Here is a 24528-nt window from a genome sequence, read left to right on the forward strand (position 1 = left end):
TGACCACAGTCCGCACGAAAGCGATTTCGAGGCTCTGGAGAGCCTGAACACGGCGTGTCGCGGAGCCCTGTCACACCCGTGGTGATGGCCTACGCCATCAGCTACCGCTGAGCCCCGGACGCCAACGGCGGGACCCGCCACCGAACCTGCTCGGTGACCGGCCCCGCCGCATGCGGTGGGTTCGTCAGCGGAAGCGGACGATGTTGTTCAGCACCCATTCCTTGGCCTGGCGGTAGCTCCAGGCGCCGTCGGCGCCCTGGGTGGCCTTCACCACGTCCGCCTGCGCCCAGGAGCGGCAGCCGCCCCGGCCGGTCTCGGCGGTGTCGCACTCGGTGCGCCACTGCCTGCCGTCGGCAGCCGTCCACTCGCCCGGGTTCGCGAGGGGGTTGGTGCCCCAGGCGGCGCGGGTCATGTGCGGCAGGTAGGTCAGGTTGTTGAAGACCCAGCCGTTGCTGGAGCTGAAGGCCCCATTGGCGTAGACGGTGCTGGTGGCCCAGATGTCGGTGGTGCACCGGATGGTCTGGGAGTACGGCTCGCACTCGGTGTACCACCAGCGCCCGTTCACGTTGTGGAAGCCCGGCGTGGAGTACACGTCGGTCACCGCTGGGGTGGTCGGCGCCTTCGTCGGCTCCTCGGAAGGCTCGGTGCCGGGATCCTCCGAGGGGTCGGGTGTCGGCTCCGGGGAGGGCTCCGGGTCGGCCGGTTCCCCGGCGCCGAAGATGCCTGCCGGTGCCGGGACGAGCCCGGAGACCAGGTGGCCGCCGGTGCGGGTCTCGGCCTCGACGTACCAGCCCTGCAGCTGCTCGAGGTCCACCGTCGTGACCAGGCGCTCGCCCGCGGCCGCCGTCGCGGTGCCGAGCACCTCGTCGGTGGGCACGAGCACCATCATGGCGTCGGTCTGGATGGAGGTGGTGCGCGAGTTCAGCTCGATGGGGATGACCATGTCGTCCTCGGTGCCGTCGTAGCGCTGCTCCAGGTCGTACTCCGTCGCGTTGAAGTTGTCGAGGAACGGGGAGTAGGTGTCCACGATCAGCTCAGAGCGGTCCACGTCGAACTGCAGCAGGCGCAGGAAACTGGCGCCGAAGCGTAGCGTGTCCTCGGGGGAGTAGCCGCCGATCTCGCTCAGGCCCAGTTCCTCGACGCCGATCTCGTAGAACTGGTAGTCGGCCAGCAGTTCGACGACGTGGTTGCCGTCCTGGGTGACATTGGTCAGGATGTTGGTGCCCACGCCGTGGTGGTGGCCGCTCAGCGTCAGGAACACGTTCGGGTTCTTCGCGACGATGTTGCGGAACTGGTAGAGGCCACCCGCGTTCGAGTAGGGGGCGTTTCTGCCGTCCGGCTCCGAACTGGTGGTCAGGTACGCGTGCGAGAGCAGGATGGCGTTGCGCTCGGGGTAGCGGCCGAGCACCTCGTCCGCCCACTCCGCGTCGGCCTTGTCCACGCCGTAGGACAGGTGGACGGCGATGAAGTCCAGGCCGCCGGCGCTGAACAGGTCGTAGTGGTTCTGGTTGTCGGTCTCGGTGAAGCTGCCGCCGTAGCTGGCGTTCTCCCAGCCCTCGGACAGCTCCCGGTACTTCTCGGGGCCGAAGTACTCGTTGTACAGCTCGTGGTTGGCGCCGGTCCAGTTGTCGTGGTTGCCGGCCAGGACGCCGTGCGGGATGCCGGCGTCCTCGAGGATCTTCTGGGCGCGCGCGGCCGCTGCCCACTCGGCGTGGGCGTTGGCCTCGTCCTTGGAGGAGTTGGTCCAGTTCTCGATGATGTCGCCGGTGTGGGCGGCGTAGGCGATCTTGCGCTCCTCGGCGTTGTCGACGATCCACTGGGTGGCGTCGGTGTAGGCCTTCTCCCAGACGGCGCGCTCCTCGGCCGTCTCCTGTTCCACGGCACCCTCGGACAGGTACTGGGTGTCCGTGTGGTGGGCGATGGCGAAGTCGTAGTCGGCCGGGTCCGCAAACGCGTCGTCGACGGGCTTCGGGATGTCGTCGGCGAACGGGTCACTGCCCGCCACCAGGGCATGGACGACGTTGCCGTCGACGTGAGCGGTGCCGATCGGGGAGGACAGCACGGTGGCGGCGTCGGAGGCGCCGCGGCTGGAGGCCACCTCGTCCCACTGCGAGGACTCGGAGTTCCACAGGTGCAGCGTCGCGGTGCGCTGCGGGTCCACGAAGCCGCGCCACTGGGCGCGGGCGTCGGCGGTGGAGACGTCGGTGACGTCGACGTCGAAGCGCTGGTAGCTCACCCCGGACCCGGCCGGGCTGGTGAGCAACTCGTCGTCGTCGGCCAGCAGCCCCTCGACGGGGATCTCCTCGCCCTCGAAGTCCAGGGCGGCGGGCACGGATGCACCCTCACCCTGGCGGGCAGCGGTGGGCAGGGCCGCGTCGGCCCGGTAGAACGTGCCCACGACGGAGCCGTCGACGAGCTCCACACCCGCGGAGAGTTCGATGCCGCCGTCGACGGGACGGGCCTGCGGGTCGGTGATGCCGGAGGGGATCTCCGAGGAGCTGAACTCGATGGTGGTGGTGCCGGTGTTGCCGATGGCGTCGGTGGCGGTGATCGCGAGCTCGTGGTGGCCCAGGCGCAGTTCCGGCCCGACGAGGGAGCCGTTGGAGACCGGGGCGCCGTCGATGGTGATGGCGATCTCGGTGACGCCGTGGGCGTCGGTGGCGGAGACCTCCAGGACGGTGGCCTCGGCCAGGTGCTGCCCGGCCACGATGGAGCTGGTGACCTCGGGGGCCGTGTTGTCGACGTCGAAGCTGCGCACCGAGACCGCTCCGGCAGCCGTGGTGGCGGAGAGCTGGTGGGTGCCGTCGGACAGGGCGGTGGTGTCCAGCTGCGCCTTCAGGCCGGTGGCCTCACCCGCGACCTCGAAGACCATGTTGGCCTCGAGCACCTTGGAGGTGTTGCTGCCGCAGTTGCCGTCTCCGATGTTGTACCGGGCCTCGGCCTCGACGGCGACGGCGGGGACGCCGTCGACGAGCAGGCTCGGGTCCGTGAGGACGAAGTCGTCGCGGTTGGTACCGCAGGAGGTCTCCCGGACGCCGGCGACCACGTCGACGGTGTTGGTCCCCGGGACCAGCAGGGCGACGGGGATGGGGAGGTCGTAGGTTTCGGAGACGATGGTGTCCTCGAGCACGATCGTGGTGCCGTTGACCACCACGTAGTTGCCGTAGGAGGTGTCGGCGGAGTTGGAGCCGATGGTGAAGCGGAGGGCGGCCTCGGCGGCCCCGAGGCCCGGGTACGAGTCCAGCACGGTGCCGTCGAGGGCGAGTTCCGTCACGGGGTCGGCGCCGCGGGGAGCCGCGGCCACCTCGATGGACCCGGACAGGACCTGGCCGTCGGCGACGTTGATGTCCGCGCCGTCGGCGGGGTCGTTGTTCACGAGAACGGTCTGGGTGGTGGTGCCCCCGGAGGCCGACGTGGCGGCCAGGGTGTGCTCGCCGTTGGCGAGGGTGGTGGTGTCCAGTTCGGCGGTGAGGCCGGCGGTGGCCGCCGGGTCGTCGCCCAGCTCGAACGGGATCTGGAACTCGCTCATCTTCACCGCGCCGCAGGAGCCGTCGCCGACGGAGTAGGCGAAGGCCTCGTCGTCCATCGTGACCGGGCCGCCGGTGACGACGGCGATGTCGGAGACCACGTAGTCGTCGTAGTGGGTGCCGCAGCCGCCCGCGTACTGGCCGACCCGCCAGTCCAGGAGGTTCTCCCCGGCGTTGAGCCACTCGGCCGGGAACTCGAGGACCACGCGCTCGGAGACGAAGTGCCGCTCCACGAGGTGGACTGGGTTGTCGTTGATCAGCACGTAGGAGGCGAAGTTCGGGTCGATGGAGTTGCCGCCGACGTCGAACTGCAGTTCCGCGGTTCCCAGGGCGGTGGTGGTCTCGAGGGCCTCGCCGTCGACGGAGAGTGCGGTGACGGAGTCGCCACGCTGGCCGGGGAGGGCCGTGACGCTCTGGGTGCCCGAGACCCAGGTGCCGTCGGTGGGAGTGATGGTGGGGGAGACCGGTTCCGCGGCCGCCGGCGTGGCGGCGATCAGCGAGCCGGTCAGTGCGAGCGTCGCGAACAGCGCGCCCGTACGTCTGGTGGTGGATGACACCTGCGAACTCCTTGGGGAGGTGGGATGAACAGATTCATCCGATCCGATCCGGAGTTGCCGCGGCAAGCTGGTGAGCAGGTGTTAACCGAGAGTTAAACTCCTAGTCACGAGCCAGTTGCCGGCCGGTCATCCAACGTTGGGGAGCCCCGCGAAGTCCCTGATCGCGGGCAGCTCGCGGCGCCCCTGGGCCAGGCCCCGTTCGTACATCGCGTGCAGCTTGCCGAGGTTGCGCTCGCCGTTGCCGATGGGCATCTCGTCGGGGAACACGAGGTGGGCCCGGCCCTGCCGCTCCAGCTCGTGGAGCTCGTCGAGGGTGCGGTTGTAGTTGCGCGGCCGGTCGATCAGGCCGCGCGCCACTGCCGGGAACCGGCGCAGGAGCGTGCGCATCGTCCGTTCGGAGCGCACCGAGGACTTGCGGTAGCCCCGTTGCCGGGTGAGCACCACCACGAAGCGTTCGTGGCCGGCCTCCTTGGCGGCGTCGAGGGCGAACCCGCCGGTCGGCCCGAGGGCGCCGTCGCAGTACGGCACGCCGTCGATCTCCGTCCACGGCATCAGCAGCGGCATCGTCGACGACGCCCGGACGCGCTTCATCAGCGCCTGCCGCGTTGCCAGCTCGTCGCGGCCCCAGTAGACCATCTCGCCGTCGGTGCACCGGATGGCGCCGATGGCGCAGTCGGCCGGGTTGGCGGCGAAGGTGTCGAAGTCGTAGGGGAGCGCCTCCTCCGGGCCGGAGGTCTGCTCGTAGATCCACTCCGCGTGGAACATGCCCTTGCCCCGCACCCAGGTGCCGAGACCGCCGAAGTTGGGCTCGCCGGCGAAGTCCGTGAAGGAGTGGCGGGCGCGGTGCTGGTCCCGGGCGAGGTAGTTGGCGGTGCAGCTGGACCCGGCCGAGATGCCGCCCACCCAGCCGAAGTGGATGCCGGCCTCCAGCAGCGCGTTGAGCACGCCGGAGGAGTAACTGGCCCGCATGCCGCCACCCTCGAAGACGAGGGCGACGTCGTCGACGTTGCTACGCAGCAGCGCGCCCACCCCCGAGGATCTCGGAGACGGCCAGCCGTGCCGCGTCGGCGGTTGCTGCGGCACAGGCGGCCTCCGCGGCGCTGCGGCACTGGGCCAGGGTGGTGGCCGCCAGCAGTTCGCCCACCGGCTGCAGGGCGCGCGGCCCCATGGACAGGCTGGTGATCCCCAGCCCCACCAGGACGGCGGCCAGCTGCGGGTCCGAGGCGGCCTCGCCGCAGACGCCGGCGGACTTGCCGGACGTGGTCGCCGCGCGTCCCACCTCCCGCAGCAGCCGCAGCACGCCGGGCTGCCAGGGGTCCTGCAACGCCCCGAGCGAGGTGGCCTGCCGGTCGGCGGCCAGCGTGTACTGGGTGAGGTCGTTGGTGCCCACGCTGACGAAGTCGACGTGCCCCAGGAGGTCCGCCGTCTGCAGCGCGGCCGACGGCGTCTCCACCATCACGCCCACCTTGCCGACGCCCGCCGCGCGCGCGAGCCGGGCGAACTCGGCAGCCTCGTCGACGGTGGCGATCATCGGCGCCATCACCCAAACCTCAGCCTCCGAGCCCTCGGAGGCGGTCACGATGGCCGAGAGCTGCCGCGCGAGCACGTCGGGGTTGTCCACGACGGTGCGGTAGCCACGGATGCCCAGGGCCGGGTTGGGTTCGCCGGGGATGGTCAGGAACGGCATCGGCTTGTCGCTGCCGGCGTCCAGGGTGCGGATGACCACCCGTCGCCCCGGGAACGCGTCGAACACGGCACGGTACTGCTCCACCTGCTCCTGCTCCGAAGGCTCGTCGGCCCGGTCCAGGAAGGCGAACTCGGTGCGGAACAGCCCGATGCCCTCGGCGGCGGCCGCAGCGGCCCCGCGGGCGTCCTTGCCGGAGCCCACGTTGGCCAGCAGGGGCACCGCGACCCCGTCGGAGGTGCGGCCGGGAGCGGCCAGCGGGACCAGTTCCGCGGGTGCGGTGCGGGCGCCGAGGAACTGCTCGTCGGCGGGGGCGCGCAGCACCTCGCCGGTGCTGCCGTCCACCAGGACGCGGGTGTCGTCGGGGATCTCCAGCGCGTCGGTCAGGCCGGCCACCGCCGGGATGCCCATGCTGCGGGCCAGGATGGCGGTGTGTGACGTGGGCCCGCCCTCGACGGTGACGATGCCCAGGCAGGTTGCCGGGTTGAGCGACGACGTGTCCGAGGGGGCCAGGTCCCGCGCGAGCAGGATGAACGGGTGACCCGGGTCGGGTACGCCCGGCATCGGCACGTCGAGGAGGTGGGAGACCACGCGGTCCCGGATGTCGCCGACGTCGGTGGCCCGCTCGGCCAGCAGCCCGCCGGCGGCGCGCATGGTTGCGGCCACCTCGTCGGCTGCGCGCCAGAAGGCGTTGGGGGCGGCGAGCCGCTGTTCCTCCACCAGTTTGCGAGCGGCCGCGAGCAGCGTGGCGTCCTCGGCCAGGCCAGCGGTTGCGGCCAGGATCTCGGCGGCCTCGTCCTCCGCGGCCGCCGCGCGTTCGCGGTACTGCGCCACGATGTGGGCCGTTGCCTCCGCCAGACGAGTGGTCTCGGCGTCCACCCGGTCCGCGGCCACGGTCTCGACGGCCGGCTCGCCGGTGAGGGCGGGCAGCATCCTGCGGCTCGGTCCCACCACCCGGCCCGGGCTGACCCCGATCGGGGCGCGGGGACCCGCGGGGGCGGTTGCGGTGGCCGTCGGCTGCGGGGCGGCGCCGTCCGGGCCGGGTTCGCCGAAACCGTCGCGGACCATCCCGAGCAGCGCTGCCACGGCCTCGGCGGCCTGCGGTCCGCGGGCCTCCACCCGCAGGGTCTCGCCGAACTTGGCGGCGAGGGTCGCCAGCGCGAGGGGGCTGCGGGCGGCCACGGTGCCGCGCTCGTGGACCACCCGCACCTCGGCGTCGAAGCCGGCGGCGGTGGTGGCGAACAGCGAGGCGGGCCTGGCGTGCAGTCCCATCGCGTTGGGGAGGGCGGCCTCGTCGGCGGCGGCCGCGCCCCAGTCCTCCCCCTCGGGCTGGGCGGGGGTGGGTGTCTGTTCGGGCTCGTCGGTTCCGGGGAGGGCCTGGAGTTTCGGGCCGAGGGCGGCGGCCGCCTCCCTGGCCACCTCGTCGAGGCCCGCGCCGCCGGCGGCCAGCACGGCCGCCGCGAGCAGTCCCTCCACGAACGGCGCGGGCACGATCCGCACGTCGGCGGCCTCTTCGTCCAGGAACTCGAGCGCCATCTCGGCGCTCATGACCGCGGAGCCGAGGTCCACGAGCACCACCACACCGGCGCCGGCGGAGGCCTCCTGCACGGCGGCCATCACCTCCATGGCGTCGGTGCCCAGCCCGCCGTCCGGCATGCCGGCGGCGATCCGGATGGGCGGCTGCTCGCCGTGGACCATCTGGAGGGCCAGTTCGACGGCGGCTTCCGCCAGCCGTCGCGAGTGGGAGACGACGACGAGGCCGACCAATGCCATGTCAGACCTTGTCCACCGACGCGGCCAGCGCCTCGAACAGGTAGGCGGTGGACGTGGCCCCCGGGTCCTGGTGGCCCACGGAACGCTCCCCGAGGTAGCTGGCGCGGCCCTTGCGGGCGAGCATCTCGATGGTGGCCTCGCGGCCCTGCCGGGCGGCCTCGGCCGCCGCGGCGGTGCCTGCGGCGAGCGACTCGCCCTCGGCGAAGGCCTTCTCCATGGCCTCCACCGCGGGGACCATGGCGTCCACCATGGTCTTGTCGCCCAGTTCCGCCTTGCCGCGCGCGAGCACCCCGTCGAGCCCGGCGCGCAGCGCCGCGGCGAGCTGCTCCGGGGTCAGCTGGTCGGCGGCACCGGTGGAGGTGCCGAACTTCATGAAGAACGTCCCGTACAGCGGCCCGCTCGCGCCACCGACGCTGCTGACGAGCGTCATGCCGGCCTTCTTGAAGAGGGCGCCCACGCCGTCGGCGCCGTCGGCGTCCACGAGGTTGAGCACCGAGGTCATGCCGCGCGCCATGTTGGCGCCGTGGTCGGCGTCGCCGATCGCCGAGTCGAGCTCGGTCAGGTAGGACTTGTTCTGGTTCACCAGGGTGCCGAACTCGTGCAACCAGGCGACCAACTGCTTGAAGGAGACGTTGTCTGTCATGCTCACAGTCCCCAACGTAGCCCTGCCGTCTTCACCGGCGCATCCCAGAGTCCGAGAATCTCCTCGTCGGCCTTCAGCAACGTCACCGAGCAGCCGGCCATGTCGAGGCTGGTGATGTAGTTGCCCACCAGGTTGCGGGCGATGGTGACGCCGGCCTCGTCGAGGAGGGCCTTGACCTCGCCGTACATCAGGTACAGCTCGATCAGCGGGGTGGCGCCCATGCCGTTGACCATCACGATCACGTCGCTGCCGGCGTAGTCGAGGTCGTGCAGGATCGGGTCCACGAGCTGCTTGGCGATCTCACGCGCGGAGGCGATCTTCTCGCGGTGGCGGCCCGGCTCGCCGTGGATGCCGATGCCGATCTCCATCTCGTCCTCCGGCAGGTCGAAGGTGGGCTTGCCGGCAGCGGGCACGGTGCAACTGGTCAGGGCCATGCCCATCGAACGGCCGCCCTCGTTGACCTTGTTCGCGACGGCGACGACGGCGTCCAGGTCCCGGCCCTCCTCGGCGGCCGCCCCGACGATCTTCTCCAGCAGCACGGTCAGGCCGACGCCGCGCCTCCCGGCCGTGTAGAGCGAGTCCTGAACGGCCACGTCGTCGGCCACCACCACCGTCGCCACCTTGACGCCCTCGTCGGCGGCGATCTCCGCGGCCATCTCGAAGTTCATGACGTCGCCGGTGTAGTTCTTCACGATGTGCAGCACGCCCGCGCCGGCGTCGACGGCGGTGGTGGCGGCCTGCATCTGGTCCGGGGTGGGGGAGGTGAACATCTGCCCGGCGCAGGCGGCGTCGAGCATCCCGAGGCCGACGAACCCGCCGTGCAGGGGTTCGTGCCCGGAACCGCCGCCGGAGACGAGGGCCACCTTGCCCTGCTCCTTGGGCGTGGCCCTCAGGATTACGCGGTTCTGGTGGTCCACGCGCACGTTCTCGTCGGAAGCCTCGATTCCCTTGAGCGCGTCGGTGATGACGTCGTCGACCTCGTTGATGAGCTTCTTCACGGTCTTTCCTCCTGCTTCGTTGCTGGGGTTTTCCGCAAGGCGGATGGGGGCGTCCGGGCGCCCTTGCCCCTGAGCTTCGCCGGGCCCGGGTGTGGAATCAATGGTGCTGACCTTTGGTGCACCACCCCCTTCGAGGGTGCGCAAGAACGTGCAGGGGGTGCGGGACTCGTCGGATCGCAGGGGGAATCGGTATTGTGTGGTCGTAAGGCCCCAGCAAGCTTTGCGGGGCTTCATCCATTTCTTGGAGGTGGCGTAGATGCCGAGCGTTGTGGTGGTCGGAGCCCAGTGGGGGGACGAGGGCAAGGGCAAGGCGACCGATCAGCTTGGTGATCGCGTCGACCTCTGCGTTCGCTACTCGGGCGGGAACAATGCCGGTCACACCCTCGTCGTCGGGGGCGAGAAGTTCGTGCTGCACCTGCTGCCCTCGGGCATCCTGAACCCCAACACCACCACGGTGATCGGCAACGGCGTCGTGGTGGACCTCGACGTGCTGGCCGAGGAGATGGAGGTGCTGACCTCGCGCGGCGTGGACGTGCCGCACCCCTTCGTCAGCTCCAACGCCCACATCATCACCGAGTACCACAAGATCCTGGACAAGGTCACCGAGCGCTTCCTCGGGAAGAAGAAGATCGGCACCACCGGCCGCGGCGTCGGGCCCGCGTACTCGGACAAGGTGAACCGGATGGGCATCCGGATCCAGGACATCTTCGACGAGCCCATCCTGCGCCAGAAGGTGGAGGCCTCGCTGGACCAGAAGAACCAGCTGCTGGTGAAGGTCTACAACCGGCGCGAGATCGCGGCCGACGAGATCGTCGAGAGCCTGCTCAAGCACGCCGAGAAGATCCGCCCCTACGTGATCGACAGCGCCCGCTTCATCAACGACGCCCTCGACGAGGGCAAGGTGGTCCTGTTCGAGGGCGCCCAGGCCCACTTCCTCGACGTGGACCACGGCACCTACCCCTACGTGACCTCCTCCAACCCCATCGCCGCGGGTGCCTGCACCGGCGCGGGCGTCGGGCCCACCCGGCTGGACCGCGCCATCGGCATCGCCAAGGCCTACACCACCCGCGTGGGCGAGGGACCGTTCCCCACGGAACTGTTCGACGAGGACGGCGAGAAGCTGCGCCAGATCGGCGGCGAGTTCGGAGCCACCACCGGCCGTCCCCGTCGCTGCGGCTGGTTCGACGCGGTGCTGGTGGAGCAGGCCGCAAAGGTCAACGCCTTCACCGACATCTTCCTCACCAAGCTGGACATCCTCTCCGGCTGGGAGAAGATCCCCGTCTGCGTCGCCTACGAGGTGGACGGCGTCCGGCACGACCACATGCCGATGACCCAGACCGACTTCCACCACGCGCAGCCGGTGTACGAGTACCTCGACGGCTGGAGCGAGGACATCTCCGGGTGCCGTTCCTTCGACGAGCTGCCACCCACCTGCCAGGCCTACGTGAAGCGGCTGGAGGAGCTCATCGGCTGCCGGATCTCCGGGATCGGCGTCGGCCCCGGTCGCGAGGAGTCGATCGCGATCCACGAGCTGATCTGACGCCGTGCCCAAGCGCGGCATCTGGCGGGCGGTGGTCATCTACATCGTCGTGTTCATGACGGCGACGCTCGCCATCGCCCTGTTCCAGGAGGACCTGGGCTGGGGCTGGTGGTGGGTGGTGCCGATCGGCTTCATCTTCGTCGCCGCCGTCATCGGCTTCCGGTTGCTGGTGCAGTACTCCCACGAGGCGGCCGAGCGGGCAGACCGGGAGGCGGAGGCAGCCGAGGAGTGAGCTCGGGCCCGGCGTGGTCGGGGACCGGGGTGACCAGCGTCGTCGACACGCCGTGGGGCGGTCCCGCCCGTACACGGAAACCGATTGCTCGGCGGTCCTCGTCACCACCCGGCCCGGTGCTGAACGCGCCACCACGCGGAGAACCCGGTTGTCGTCCCAGATTTCGTAAACCTATTGCCACCACGGCATGTTCCCGGTAACATCCTTGAACATCGCCCCGGACACCGCACGGTCCGGCGCCGAACCAGGTCATTAGTTTCAACGACGAAAGTGGCTAGCCCATGCCTGCTCGCACTTCTGCACAACCGCCCGCCGGCCGCCTCGCCCGAACCGCCTCGGTGGCGGCGGTCGGGGCCGCGCTCGTGCTCGGGATGACCACCGTCCCCTCCTGGGCCGACGGCGAGGACCCGGCCGCCGACGTGGCCGCCGTCACGGTGCACAACGCCGACGACGTGCGCGGCAACGTGCACCTCCCCGAACTCGGCGCCTCCGGCTCCACCCTCGAGTGGACCAGTTCCGCCCCCGCCGTGGTCACCGCCACCGGCGAGGTCACCCGCCCACCGGCCGGCAGCGAGCCCGTCGACGTCGAACTCACCGTCGAGGCCAGCGCCGCCGGAGCCACCTCCGCGCAGGCCACCATCACCCTCGAGGTGCAGCCGCTGCCCGCCGAGGAGCCCCTGGTCGGCTACGTGTTCCCCTACTTCAAGGGCGAGACCTCGGCCGACGGTGAGAAGGTCTACCTGGCCGCCAGCACCGGCAACTCGCCGAAGTCCTGGACCGTCCTCAACGACGACCGGCCCGTGCTCACCTCGACGCTGGGGGAGCAGGGGCTGCGGGACCCGTTCATCATGCGCAGCCCGGAGGGTGACCGGTTCTACCTGCTGGCCACCGACCTCAACATGTACGCCAACTACAACGGCTTCGACTTCGGCTCCGCGCAGGAGCGCGGCAGCCACTCCCTGATGATCTGGGAGTCCACGGACCTGGTGAACTGGTCCGACCAGCGGATGGTGGAGGTCTCCTCCGAGTTCGCCGGCAACACCTGGGCGCCCGAGGCCTACTACGACGCCACCCGCGGCGAGTACATCGTCTACTGGGCCTCCGCCCTCTACGACACCGCCGAGGTGGCGGGGCGTGACATCGCCACCAGCTACCAGCGCATGATGTACGCCACCACAAGGGATTTCGTCCACTTCAGTGACCCGCAGGTCTGGGTGGACGAGCCCAAGGGAGCCGGCAGGGGCATGATCGACGCCACCATCGCCGAGGAGGACGGGGTCTACCACCGCATCATCAAGGACGAGGGCTACATGGCGATGCGCCAGGACACCTCCGCTGACCTGCGCTCCACCTCCTGGACCACCGTCAAGGAGAAGGTCGGCGTCGGCCAGCCCAACCCCTGGGGCGGCACCTTCACCCACGGCGAGGGCCCCTCGGTGTTCCCGGCCAACGACCAGCCCGGCCACTGGTACCTCCTGCAGGACCAGCCGTCCTACCACGGCGGCCAGGGCTACATGCTCTTCGAGACCGACGACCTCCCCAGCGCGGAGTGGACCGCGGCGCTCGACGCGGACCTGCCGCCCGCCCGCCACGGCGGCATCATCGGCGTGACCGCCACCGAGCTGCGCGCCCTCTACGAGACCTACCAGCCCGACGCCATGCTCACCTCGTCCGAGGCCGTGCAGCTCACCGTCCAGGTGGGCGACACCCTGCAACTGCCCGCCACCGTCGCGGCCACCAGCCTGGACGGCAGCACCGCCGACGTCGCGGTCGAGTGGGACGCGGTGGACCCGGCCCTGTTGGAGACGGTCGGCAGCTTCACCGTCGAGGGTGCCTTCGACGCGGCCGGTGACGTCACCGCCCGCGCCGAGGTCACCGTCACCACCGACGAGGTCCCGGTCACATCCCTGGTGCTCGAGCCCGAGGCCGTCGACGTCCTGGTCGGAGGATCCGCCCGTCTGAGCGCCACCGTCGCGCCGCTGAACGCCACCGGCCGCGCCGTCACCTGGACCAGCTCCGACGACGCCGTGGCCACCGTGGCCGCCAACGGCACCGTGACGGGCGTCGCGCCCGGCACCGCCACCGTCACCGGCACCACCGCGGACGGCCGCGGCACCGACACCGTGGCGGTCACCGTGGTGGCCGACGGCGGCCCCACCATTCCCGACGACGCCTGGGTGGACTCATTCGACGCCGCCGAACTCGGCGACGAGTGGGAGGTCCACAACCCGGTGCCGGCGAACCTCAGCCTCACCGAGAACCCGGGCTCCCTGACCGTGGACACCCTCCCCGGGGACCTGTGGCAGACCGCCAACGACCACGAGAACATCCTGATGGTGGACGCCCCCGAGGGTGACTTCACGGCCTACACCAAACTGGACCAGGCCGTCGGCGCGGACCACAACGGCGCCGGGCTGGTGGCCTGGCAGGACGAGGACAACTACGTGCGCACCGGCGTGGCCCACGTCAGCTGGGCCGAGGGTGGCCCGGTGGTGATCGAGGACGCCCTCGAACGCAACGCCGGCTACAGCTCCACCTTCACGCCCCGCCCGGGCTCCACGACGGAGTGGCTGCGCCTGCAGCGCACGGGTGACCAGGTGAGCCTCGGGTACTGGGACGGCCTCGACTGGGTCAACACCAGCACCCTCACCGTCGACTTCCCGCTCACCCAGGTAGGTGTGTGGGCGCTGGCGGCCGGCTCCGCGCCGTCGCACCGGGTCACCTTCGAGTGGTTCGCGCTCGCCGGGCCGGAGCCCGTGGAGCAGACCCCCGCCGAGGCAGCCGCAGCGGCCCTGGAGATCCACAACCTCGACGACGTGCGCGGCAACCTGACCCTGCCCACCGGCGTGGCCGGGACCGACGCGAGCGTCACCTGGACCAGCTCCGCACCCGACGTGATCACCCCCACCGGCGAGGTCACCCGCCCCGCCACTGGCGAGGAGTCTGCGGCCGTGAAGCTGACGGCCACCGTCACCGTCGGGGAGGAGACCATCACCCGTGAGTTCGACGCAACCGTCCCGGCCCTGCCGGAGTCCGAGCCGCTGGAGGGCTACCTGTTCTCCTACTTCGTGGGCGAGGGCTACGCCGACGGCGAGCAGGTCTACTTCGGCCTCAGCCGCGGCAACGACGCGCTGCACTACCGCAACCTGAACGACAACGAGCCCGTCCTCACCTCCGAGCTGGGGGAGCAGGGCCTGCGGGACCCGTTCATCATCCGCTCGCCCGAGGGCGACAAGTTCTACCAGATCGCCACGGACCTCAAGATCCACGGCAACGGCGACTGGGACGCCGCGCAGCGCAGCGGCTCCCGCTCGATCATGGTCTGGGAGTCCACGGACCTGGTGAACTGGACCGACCAGCGACTGGTGGAGGTCTCGCCCCCGGAGGCCGGCAACACCTGGGCCCCCGAGGCGTTCTACGACGAGACCATCGGCGCCTACGTGGTGTTCTGGGCCTCGAAGCTGTACGCCACGGACAACCCGGAGCACACCGGTGACTCCTACAACCGGATGATGTACACCACCACCCGGGACTTCCACACGTTCACCGAGCCGCAGGTCTGGATCGACCCGGGCTACTCCGTGATCGACTCCACCGTCGTCAAGCACGACGACACCTACTACCGCTTCACCAAGGACGAGCGGAACAACGGCGCCTGCGCCAAGTTCATCCTCGGCGAGAAGTCCGACGAACTGCGCTCGCTGGACTACGAGTTCATCGACGAGTGCATCGGCTCCGGCGACATCTCCCGCGGCGAGGGACCCACCATCTTCAAGGACAACCAGGCCGAGAAGTGGTACATGTTCATCGACGAGTTCGGCGGCCGCGGCTACGTGCCGTTCGAGACCACCGACCTCGACGGCGACCGCACCGCCTGGAGCGTGCCCGCCGCGTACGAGATGCCCGACCGTCCCCGCCACGGCACCGTGCTGCCCGTCACCCGCGCCGAGTACCTGCGGCTGCTCGAGGCCTACCAGCCCGACGCCCTGGTCACCGCCGCCGAAGCGATCAACCTGACCGTGCAGGTGGGCACCGTGCCGACGCTGCCCGCCACGGTCCCCGTGACCCTCGGCGACGGCAGCAGCGGCACCGCCGAGGTGACCTGGCCCGAGCTCGACCCGGCCGACTTCGCGGCCACCGGCACCGTCCGCGTGGAGGGCACCTTCGCCGACGCCGTCGACGGCGTGCTCGCCGTGGCCGAGGTCACCGTCCAGACCGATCCGGTGCTCGTCACCGGGCTCGTGGTGACACCGGACACGGTGGCGCTGCGGCAGGGCTCGGCCCGCCAGGTCTCCGTGGAGGTGCTCCCCGTCACGGCCAGCGACAAGGCGCTCGAGTGGTCCTCCTCCGACGAGGAGGTCGCCACCGTCGACGCCACCGGCCGCATCACGGCCCGCGGCCTCGGCGCCACCGCCGTCACCGTTACGGCCACCGGTTCCGCGGACGGCGGGGTAACCGCCACCGTGCGGGTCACCGTCACCGAGGACGTCACCGAGGACCTGGTCCTGCACTACGAGTTCGAGGACCTCGGCTCCGAAACCCTGGCCGACGTCTCCGGCAACGGCAACGACGGCGAACTGGCCGGTTCCCCGGCGCAGGCCGACGGCGTGAACGAGCACGCGCTGGCGCTCGACGGCGGCGACGACCACGTGGTGCTGCCCGAGGGCCTGCTCACCGACGGCGACCTCACCGTCGCCGCCTGGGTGAAGTGGGAAGCGGTGGGGGACCAGAACCCCTGGCTGTGGACCCTCGGCGCGGACCGCGACCGCTACCTGTTCCAGGCCCCGCGGCACTGGAGCGGCGGCTCCACGGCCGGCATCACCGTCGACACCTGGAGCGGCGAGCAGCGGGCCGGCGGCGCCCAGCTCACCGACGAGTGGACCCACGTGGCGGTGACGCTGGCCGACGGCACCCTCGCGTACTGGATCGACGGCGAACTCGCCGGCGAGGTGGAGACCACCCTGGTGCCCTCGGACCTCGACGATCCGGCCGACCAGCTGTCGGGCTACATCGGCCGCTCGATGTACGCCGAGGACCCGTACCTGCGCGGGGCTGTGGACGACTTCCGGGTCTACGCCCGCGGCCTCAGCGCCGAGGAGGTCCAGATGCTCGCCGGGACGGTCGAGGTCCCCGAGCCCGAGCCGAGCGAGGAGCCTTCCGAGGAGCCCTCGGAGGAGCCGTCCGAGGAACCCTCGGAGGAGCCGAGCGAGGAGCCGTCCGAGGAGCCCTCGGAGGAGCCGAGCGAGGCACCCTCGAAGGAGCCCAGCACGCCGGCGCCCACGAAGCCGGGACCGGTGGACGTCTACACCACCCCGGGCTTCCACAACTCCGGTGGCAGGTGGTGGCACACCACCTGCGAGCCCTACTCGCAGACGCTGCGCTGCCGCACGGAGATCTGGGCCACCCACGTCAACCGGGGTGTGGACGGCTACGTCTCCCAGACGGGTTGGCAGTTCAACAACCTCACCTACCTGCCCCGGATGACCCGGGCGCAGTGGGCGGGCAACCCGCTCGCGCAGACCGGTGAGTTCACCAGCCAGGGCCGGCAGTGGCGCACCGAGTGCGACACGGCCACCACCGGCAGGGGCGGCTGCCGCTCCTACATCTGGGCGGACTACATCGGGTCCAGCCAGCAGCCCTCGGGTGCCTGGGTGCACGAACCCACCCAGGGCTGGGTCTTCAACAACATGGTCCGCTTCAAGCAACCCTGATTCCCCCCCACCCCCCGAGCCGGGGGCCCGACGACGGGCCCCGGCACCCCCACAACCCAATGTGTGAACGCTCACATCCACCAGGAGCTATTCGACGATGAACAAGCATCCGATCCGTTGCCTCACCGCATCCCTGGCCGCAGTGCTCGCGGTCCAGTGCATGGCGCTCACGCCCCCGACCCCGGCCGCCGCCGCGCCCCCCTCCATCGAGGACCAGAAGGTGCTGGGCCTGGCCTTCGACGGCAACCTCCTGGACTCGGGCCCGGCCGGCCACGACACGTCACTGCGCAGCGGCACCGAGACCTACGTCACCGGCATCTCAGGGCAGGCCCTGGTCCTCGACGGCGCCACCGTGGTGGACCTCGGCACTGCCGAGGCGCTGCAGCCCAGCGACCTCACGTTGTCGTTCTGGTACCGCCCGGACACGGACATGGGCACCGGCGAGCAGGTCTTCACGTGGAGCAAGACGCAGTACAACTCCGACGGCTGGTACCTGACCTCGGAGAACGCAGACACCCCGCTGGCGCTGTCGATCGGGCCCGCCTCGGGCCAGCCCTACAAGGTGGCGGTGGGGGCTGACCGGGCCGAGTTCTTCCCCGTCGGCGAGTGGACGCACGTGGTGGTCACCTACGACGGCGAGTCCAAGGACGTCACGTTCTACCGCAACGGGATCCGGCAGGCCGCCACCGTCCGCAACGGCATCGGCGGCGACGCCACCGGCGTGCTCGGCGCGGACGCCACCACCGCCAAGACCATCGGCTTCAACGGCCCGGTGTACAACGGCGCCCACCTGCGCGGCAGCCTGGACGACTGGTTCCTCTACGACGCCGTCGCCGACCCTGCCGACGTGGTGGTCCTGCACCAGCAGCACGCCCCGGACTTCGACCCGGCGGCAGTGGCCACCTCGGACCTCGCGCAACTGACGGTGCCGGCTGAGGTACGCGCCTCGTTCAACCTGCCGGTCCACGGGGCCGGTGGCTCGGAGATCAGCTGGCTGTCCGACTCGCCGTACCTGCAGGTCAGCGACGGCGTCGCCACCGTGACGCGCCCCACCGACGCCCCGGCCACGGCCGTGCTGACGGCCACGGCCAGCTACGCGGACAGCGCGCCGGTGACCCGTACCTTCGAGGTCACCATCCCCGTCGGCGGCGACGTCGGCGTCCCGTTCCTCGCACTTCCCGGCCTGGCGCAGGTGGACATCACCGACCCCTACCTCGCCAACGCCCACGACAAGACTGTCGACTACCTGCTGAGCCTGGACGCCGAGAAGTTCCTCTACTCCTTCTACCGGCAGGCCGGGCTGGAGCCGACCACCGAAGAGGGCTACGGCGGCTGGGAGCGGGAGAGCGGGACCCGGTTCCAGGGCCACTTCTTCGGCCACTACGTCACGGCCCTGGCGCAGGCCTGGTCCAGCGAGGACGACCCGCAGCGGCGCGAGCTGCTGCTGGCCGAACTGACCGAGGCCGTCGACGGCCTCGCCCTGGTGCAGGACGCCTACGCGGAACTGGACCCGGCCAACGCCGGCTACGTCTCGCCGTTCCCCGTGACCCTCCTGCCCGGCGGCGGGGACGGGCTGCTGGTGCCGTTCTACAACCTGCACAAGGTGCTCGCCGGCCTCCTGGACGTGCACGAGTACGGCCCCGCCGAACTGGGGGAGAGCGCACTGGAGGTGGCTGCCGGGTTCGGCTCCTTCGTCAAGAACTACGGCGACAGGCAGTCGGACCCCAACAGCCTGCTGCGCATCGAGTACGGCGGGATGAACGAGGCCCTCTACGAGCTGTTCGAACTGACCCGGGACCCGGACCACCTGCGGGCGGCGGAGTACTTCGACGAGGTGGAACTGTTCCGCGCACTGGCGGAGGGCCGCGACGTGCTCGCCGGGCTGCACGCCAACACCACCATCCCGAAGCTCGTGGGAGCGATGACCCGCTACCGCATCTTCACCGAGGACGCGGACCTGTACGCGACGCTGGACGCGGCCGAGCAGGCCGACCTGGAGATGTACCGGATGGCGGCCGAGAACTTCTGGCAGATCGTCGTGGACGACCACACCTACGCCAACGGCGGCAACAGCTACTCCGAGCACTTCCACGGCCCCGACACGCTGTTCGAGTACGGCACCAGCGGAGTCACCGGCGGCTACGGGGAGAACTCCACCTCCGAGGGCTGCAACGAGTACAACATGCTCAAGCTGACCAACCTGCTGTTCCGGGCGCACCCGGACGTGAAGTACACCGACTTCTACGAGACCACCTTCATCAACGCGGTGGTCTCCACCCAGAACCCGGACACGGGCATGGTCACCTACTTCCAGCCCATGACTGCGGGCTACGCCAAGGTCTTCGGCCACCCGCTGGGCGAGTTCTGGTGCGACCACGGCACCGGCATCGAGAAGTTCACGATGCTGTCGGCCGGGTTCTACTCCACCGACGACGAGTCGGTGTGGGTGAACCAGTTCCACTCCTCGGTGTTCACCTCCCCCGAGCACTCCCTGGTGCTCACCCAGACCGGCGACGTCCCGGTCACGGACACGGTCAGCCTCACCGTCGCGGGCACCGGCGACGGGGATCCGGACGGCACGGTGCTGCGCCTGCGCAAGCCCGCCTGGCTGGCGGCCGAACCCACGCTCACCGTCAACGGTGCGACGGTGGACCAGGCCGCGCTCGCCGACGCGACCCCGCAGGTGGCCGGCTACGTCTCCTTCCCCGTGTCCGCGGGCGACGAGATCACGTGGCGCCTGCCCGCGGAGGTCACCGTCGACGACGAGACCGAGAACCCGAACTGGGTGGCGTTCAAGTATGGTCCCGTCCTGCTCGCGGCCGAACTGAGCCGCGAGAACGTCGAAGCAGACTACGTCGCCGGCGTGCTGGTGCGGATGAGCCAGGCAGACAAGTCCCTCAGCGGCGACGTCGTCGTCGAGGACGCGGAGGCGTGGAAGGCTGACATCGCCGAGAACCTGGTGCGGATCCCGTCCGAGGAGTCCGGCCACGAGGGGCTGAGGTTCCAGCTGCGCAACGTGGACCCGGGCGCGGCCGAGCTCGTGTTCGAGCCGTACTACAGCCTGTACGAGGCCCGCTACGCGCTCTACATGACACTCATCACGCCGGACTCGGCCGAGGCGCAGGACAAGATACTGCGTGAGAAGGAGCAGTTGCGGGAGGCCGAGACCACGATCGACTCGCTGACCTCGTTCGACAACAACAACAGCGAGGCTGACAAGAACTACCGCGCCAGCGCCAACTCCACGGTGGGCTCCTTCGGTGGGTACTCCTTCCGGCACGCGCCGCCCGAACCGGACTCGTGGTTCAGCTACCAGTTGGCGGTGGACCCGCAGGCCGAGCACAACCACCTGTGCGTGCGGCTCTACGGCGCCGGGCAGGACATCGGCCGCACCTGGGACGTGCTCCTCGACGGCCAACAGTTCAAGCGGGAGCAGGTCACCGACCACGGCGGCTTCTACCTCCAGTGCGACGAACTCCCCGCCGACGTGGTGGCCGCCGCCACCCCGAAGCTCGACGCCGGCGGCAACCCCGTGCTGGGCGACGACGGCGAGCCCGTGCGGGTGGTGGAGGTGCGCTTCGAGGGCACCGGCAGCAGCTGGGTGGGCGGAATCTTCGGAATCTGGACCCGCCCGCAGGCCGACTACGACACCAACTCCGCGCTCAGCGAGCTCGCGGCAGAACCCGGAACCATCACCGGCGACGGCACCGACCTCACGCTCACCGTCCCCGCCGGCACCGATTCGGTCGAGCTGGACCTGGCCCCGGCCGTGCCCAGCGGACTGGTGGAGGTGGACGGCATCCTCGTCGACGACACCCTCCCGCGTGCGGTGGCAGTCGCCGACGGCACCGTGATCAACCTCGAGGCGTTCGCCCAGGACCACACCACCTCCACCACCTACACGATCACGGTGGTGGAACAGGAAGACGAGCCCACGCCGGAGCCGACGCCCACGCCCACCGCCACCGCCACACCGACGGCGACTCCGACGGCGACGGCCACGCCCACGCGGCAGCCCAGCCCGACGCCCACGCCGTCGCCCACGCCGTCGCCCACCGCGACGGTGACCGTCACCGCCCCGTCGGACCCGGCCGACGTCTACTCCAGCCCCGGCTTCCACAATGTGAACGGCCGCTGGTGGCACACGCAGTGCGAGCCGTACTCCCAGACCATTCGGTGCCGCACCGAGATCTGGACCAGCGCCGCTGGCCGTTCGGGGTGGGCGTTCAACAACCTCACCTACCTGCCGCACCTGACCCGGGCGCAGTGGGGGAGCAACCCGCTGGCCAACCCCGGGGAATTCACCAGCGACTCCAGGCGGTGGCGCACCGAGTGCGACACCCCCGCCACCGGCCGGAACGGCTGCCGCTCGTTCATCTGGGGTGAGGGCACCGGCTGGGTCTTCAACAACATCGTCCGATTCAAGATCTGAAACTCACTGAGGAGAACCCGATGTCGAAACCGATCAATCGAAAGCTCGTGGCGCTGGCCTCGGCCGTGTGCCTGGTGCCGAGCCTGCTCACCGTCGGCAGCCAGGCGCACGCCGACCCCGTCGACCCGCTGACCTCGTACCTGTTCGTGAACTTCACCGGCCTCGAGGGCAGCCCGGACATGGAGCAGATCTACTTCTCCACCAGCCAGGACGGCCACTTCTGGACCGACCTGAACGAGCGCGAACCGATCCTGACCTCCGACGTCGGCGAGACCGGCGTGCGGGACCCCTACATCGTGCGCAAGCGCGACGACTCCGGCTTCTTCCTGATCGCCACGGACCTGAGCATCTACCACCGCGGCGGCTGGGGCAACACCGACGCCACCGCCGACGGCAGCGACAGCATCGTCGTCTGGGAGTCCGAGGACCTCGTCGACTGGGGTGAGCCGCGCCTGGTGGACATCGCCCCCGAGGGCGCGGGCATGGTCTGGGCGCCCGAGGCCATCTGGGACGATGAGGCCGACGCGTGGATGGTCTACTGGACCTCCAAGACCCCGGGCGGCACCGGCGACCACCTGAAGATCTACTACGCCCACACCACCGACTTCCAGACCTTCACCGAGGCGCAGCTCTACATCGACCGCGGCGCCGGCAGCACCATCATCGACACCGACATCATCAAGGTCGACGACACCTACTACCGCGCCTCCGGCGACGGCCAGCTCACCATCGAGAAGAGCGAGAACGGGCTGCACGGGGACTGGGAGAAGATCTCGGACCTGCAGGGCCTGGGCTTCGGCCTCACCGGCGCCGACGTCGAGGGCCCGCAGTTCTTCAAGTACAACGACGACGACGCACCCCGCGACGACGACGGCAACCCGATCGACCAGTGGGCGCTGTTGGTGGACCAGTACGGCGCCGGCGCCGGCTACTACCCGCTGGTCACCACCGACATCGGCGACACCCGGCCCATCACGGACCCGGACTCCAGCTGGTCCCGCATCCCCGCCACGGACTACGACTTCGGCATGAAGAAGCGCCACGGCTCCATCATCGCCATCACCGACGCCGAGTACGAGGCACTCATGGCCGCCTACGGGCCGCCCGAGCCGCCCGCGCCGCAGCAGGAGCCGATCCTGCACTACGACCTGACCGCCTTCGACGGCGAACAGACCGTCACCGACGCCTCCGGCAACGGCAACGACGGCGAGTTCCACGGCACCTTCACCACCGAGGACGACGCCCTCACCTTCAGCGGCGACGACTGGATCACGCTGCCCGACGGCCTGATGACCGATCTCGACGAGATCACCGTCGCAGCCCGTGTCAAGACCCGCACCACCGGCAACCACTTCATCTGGGGCCTCGGTTCCACCCGCACCTCCGACAACATCGGCTGGGGCTACCTGTTCCAGAACTCCAACTACCGCAGCTCCATCACCCCCTCCAACTGGACCGAGGAGACCACGGCCAGCGCCGCGCCGCTGCCGCAGGACACCTGGACCGACATCGCCGTCACCATCGAACGGCAGGCCAACGGCACCTACGACCTGACCACCTGGGCCGACGGCGTCGCCAAGGCCACCGTCCGCACCGCCACCCTGCCGCGCGACATCGACACCCCCGCCGAGGGCACCGTCGCCGCCAACTACATCGGCAAGTCGCTCTACACGGCCGACCAGCTGTTCAAGGGCGCCATCTCCGACTTCCGGATCTACAACCGCGCCCTGTCCGCCGGCGAACTGGCCGCGGCGGGATCCATCATCGACGTCGAACTCGACTCCCTGAAGGTGCCCGCCATCATCGACGGCGGCGCCGGCACCGTCGTGCTGCCCGTGCAGCCCGGCACCGACCTGACCGCGCTCGACCCCACCTGGGTGACCGCCGAGGGCGACGTCGTCACCCCCGCCGGCCCGCTGGACTACAGCGAGCCCGTGACCCTGACCGTCACCAGCACCGGCGGCGCCGAACGGCAGTGGACCGTCACCGCCGTCGAGATGGGCTCCCCGGTGCTGCCGGGCCTGTACGCGGACCCGAACATCGCCGAGTTCGACGGCACCTTCTACATCTACGCCACCAGCGACGGCTACCCGGGCTGGGGCGGCCAGGAGTTCTACGTCTGGAAGTCGGAGAACCTCAAGGACTGGACCCGGTCCGAGGAACCGTTCCTGACCCTCGACGGCGCCGAGGGCAACGTGCCCTGGGCAACCGGCAACGCGTGGGCGCCCACCATCATCGAACGCGACGGCAAGTACTACTTCTACTTCTCTGGCCACAACCCCTCGGTGAACCGCAAGACCATTGGCGTCGCCGTCGCGGACCACCCGGAAGGACCGTTCACGGCCCAGCCGGAAGCGATGATCCTCAACAACGAGTCGGTCACCTCGGGGCAGGCCATTGACCCGGCCGCCTTCCATGACCCGGAGAGCGGCAAGTACTACCTGTACTGGGGCAACGGCCGCCCGGTGATGGCGGAACTTGCCGACGACATGGTCTCCCTCAAGCCCGGCACCATCTCCCTGATGAGCGGCCTGAGCAACTACCGGGAGGGCACCTTCGTGGTGTACCGCGACGGGGTCTACCACCTGACCTACTCCATCGACGACACCGGCTCCCCGAACTACCGGGTGGGCTACGCCACCGCACCCTCGGCCGAAGGTCCGTGGACCAGCCACGGTGTGATCCTGGAGAAGGACCCCTCGCTGGGCATCCTCGGCACCGGGCACAACTCGGTGATCCAGGTGCCGGGCACCGACGAGTGGTACATCGTCTACCACCGTTTCGCGATCCCCGGCGGCAACGGCAACAACCGGGAGACCACCATCGACCGGCTGTACTTCGGCGAGGACGGCCTGATCGAGGAGGTGGTTCCCACCCTGACCAGCATCGAGGGGCTGGAGCCCGGCACGGAACCGTCGGAGGAGCCCACCGAGGAACCCAGTGAGGAACCGTCGGAGGAGCCGAGTGAGGAGCCCAGCGAGGAACCCTCGGCGGAGCCCAGCGAGGAACCGTCCCCGCAGCCCCGGCCGACAGTCACGGTCACCGTCACCCCGGAACCGGTGGTCACCTGGCCACACGTGCCGAGCGGGCAGGACCTGTACGCCACGCCGGGCCTCCACGAGTCCGCCGGCCGCCGCTGGTACACGGCTTGCGAGCCGTACTCCCAGACCATCCGGTGCCGCACCGAGATCTGGTCGGGCTCCGGCTGGGTGTTCAACAACCTGACCTATCTCCCGACGATGACCCGGGCCCAGTGGTCCGCCAACCCGTTGGGCGTGACCGGCGAATGGACGGCTGCTGACGGCCGCCAGTGGCGCACCGAGTGCGACACCACGGTCTCCGGTCGCAACGGCTGCCGCTCCTACACCCGCGCCGCCAGCGGTGCCTGGACCTTCAACAACATCGTCCGCTTCAAGATCTGAGGAACCAGA

At 70.1% G+C, this 24528-nt stretch carries 10 protein-coding genes; 5 read left to right on the forward strand and 5 right to left on the reverse strand.

The window, feature by feature from the left end; all coding sequences use genetic code 11:
- Positions 1 to 184: 184 nt before the first annotated feature.
- From ACYU7G_RS08400 to dhaK, 5 genes are all read right to left on the reverse strand, one after another.
- Complete coding sequence (locus ACYU7G_RS08400; protein WP_461106704.1) at positions 185 to 4084, reverse strand: metallophosphoesterase; 3900 nt, start codon at positions 4082 to 4084, stop codon at positions 185 to 187.
- 126 nt (positions 4085 to 4210) lie between these two features.
- Positions 4211 to 5113 (reverse strand): patatin-like phospholipase family protein, encoded by a 903-nt coding sequence (locus ACYU7G_RS08405; RefSeq protein WP_461106706.1) that lies wholly within the window; start codon positions 5111 to 5113, stop codon positions 4211 to 4213.
- A complete protein-coding gene (ptsP, locus tag ACYU7G_RS08410; protein ID WP_461106708.1) occupies positions 5094 to 7541 on the reverse strand; it encodes a phosphoenolpyruvate--protein phosphotransferase in 2448 nt (815 codons plus the stop codon). The genes ACYU7G_RS08405 and ptsP overlap by 20 nt, the downstream gene beginning before the upstream one ends.
- Position 7542: 1 nt before the next feature.
- Positions 7543 to 8184, reverse strand: a complete 642-nt coding sequence (gene dhaL, locus ACYU7G_RS08415; protein ID WP_461107275.1) for a dihydroxyacetone kinase subunit DhaL — start codon at positions 8182 to 8184, stop codon at positions 7543 to 7545.
- Positions 8185 to 8186: 2 nt separating this feature from the next.
- Positions 8187 to 9182: a dihydroxyacetone kinase subunit DhaK gene (dhaK, locus tag ACYU7G_RS08420; RefSeq protein WP_461106710.1), complete on the reverse strand. Its 996-nt coding sequence runs from the start codon at positions 9180 to 9182 to the stop codon at positions 8187 to 8189.
- 256 nt (positions 9183 to 9438) lie between these two features.
- Between dhaK and ACYU7G_RS08425 the strand changes: the two genes are divergently transcribed.
- The 5 genes from ACYU7G_RS08425 (at position 9439) to ACYU7G_RS08445 (ending at position 24519) form a co-directional block, all read left to right on the forward strand.
- Positions 9439 to 10722, forward strand: a complete 1284-nt coding sequence (locus ACYU7G_RS08425; RefSeq protein ID WP_461106712.1) for an adenylosuccinate synthase — start codon at positions 9439 to 9441, stop codon at positions 10720 to 10722.
- A 4-nt stretch (positions 10723 to 10726) separates the two neighbouring features.
- On the forward strand, positions 10727 to 10954 hold the full coding sequence (locus tag ACYU7G_RS08430) for a hypothetical protein (protein ID WP_461106714.1): 228 nt from the start codon (positions 10727 to 10729) through the stop codon (positions 10952 to 10954).
- A 281-nt stretch (positions 10955 to 11235) separates the two neighbouring features.
- Positions 11236 to 16665 carry an immunoglobulin-like domain-containing protein gene (locus ACYU7G_RS08435; protein ID WP_461106715.1) on the forward strand — a complete coding sequence of 1810 codons (5430 nt, stop codon included), beginning with the start codon at positions 11236 to 11238 and terminating at the stop codon, positions 16663 to 16665.
- 97 nt (positions 16666 to 16762) lie between these two features.
- The gene (locus tag ACYU7G_RS08440) at positions 16763 to 21097 is read left to right on the forward strand and encodes a beta-L-arabinofuranosidase domain-containing protein (protein WP_461106717.1); all 4335 of its coding nucleotides are present in this window, start codon (positions 16763 to 16765) and stop codon (positions 21095 to 21097) included.
- A gap of 20 nt (positions 21098 to 21117) precedes the next feature.
- Positions 21118 to 24519, forward strand: coding sequence for a family 43 glycosylhydrolase (locus ACYU7G_RS08445; RefSeq protein ID WP_461106719.1), 3402 nt, complete (start codon positions 21118 to 21120; stop codon positions 24517 to 24519).
- The last annotated feature ends 9 nt before the right edge of the window (positions 24520 to 24528 follow it).

The sequence above is a fragment of the Tessaracoccus terricola genome, from assembly GCF_054776555.1.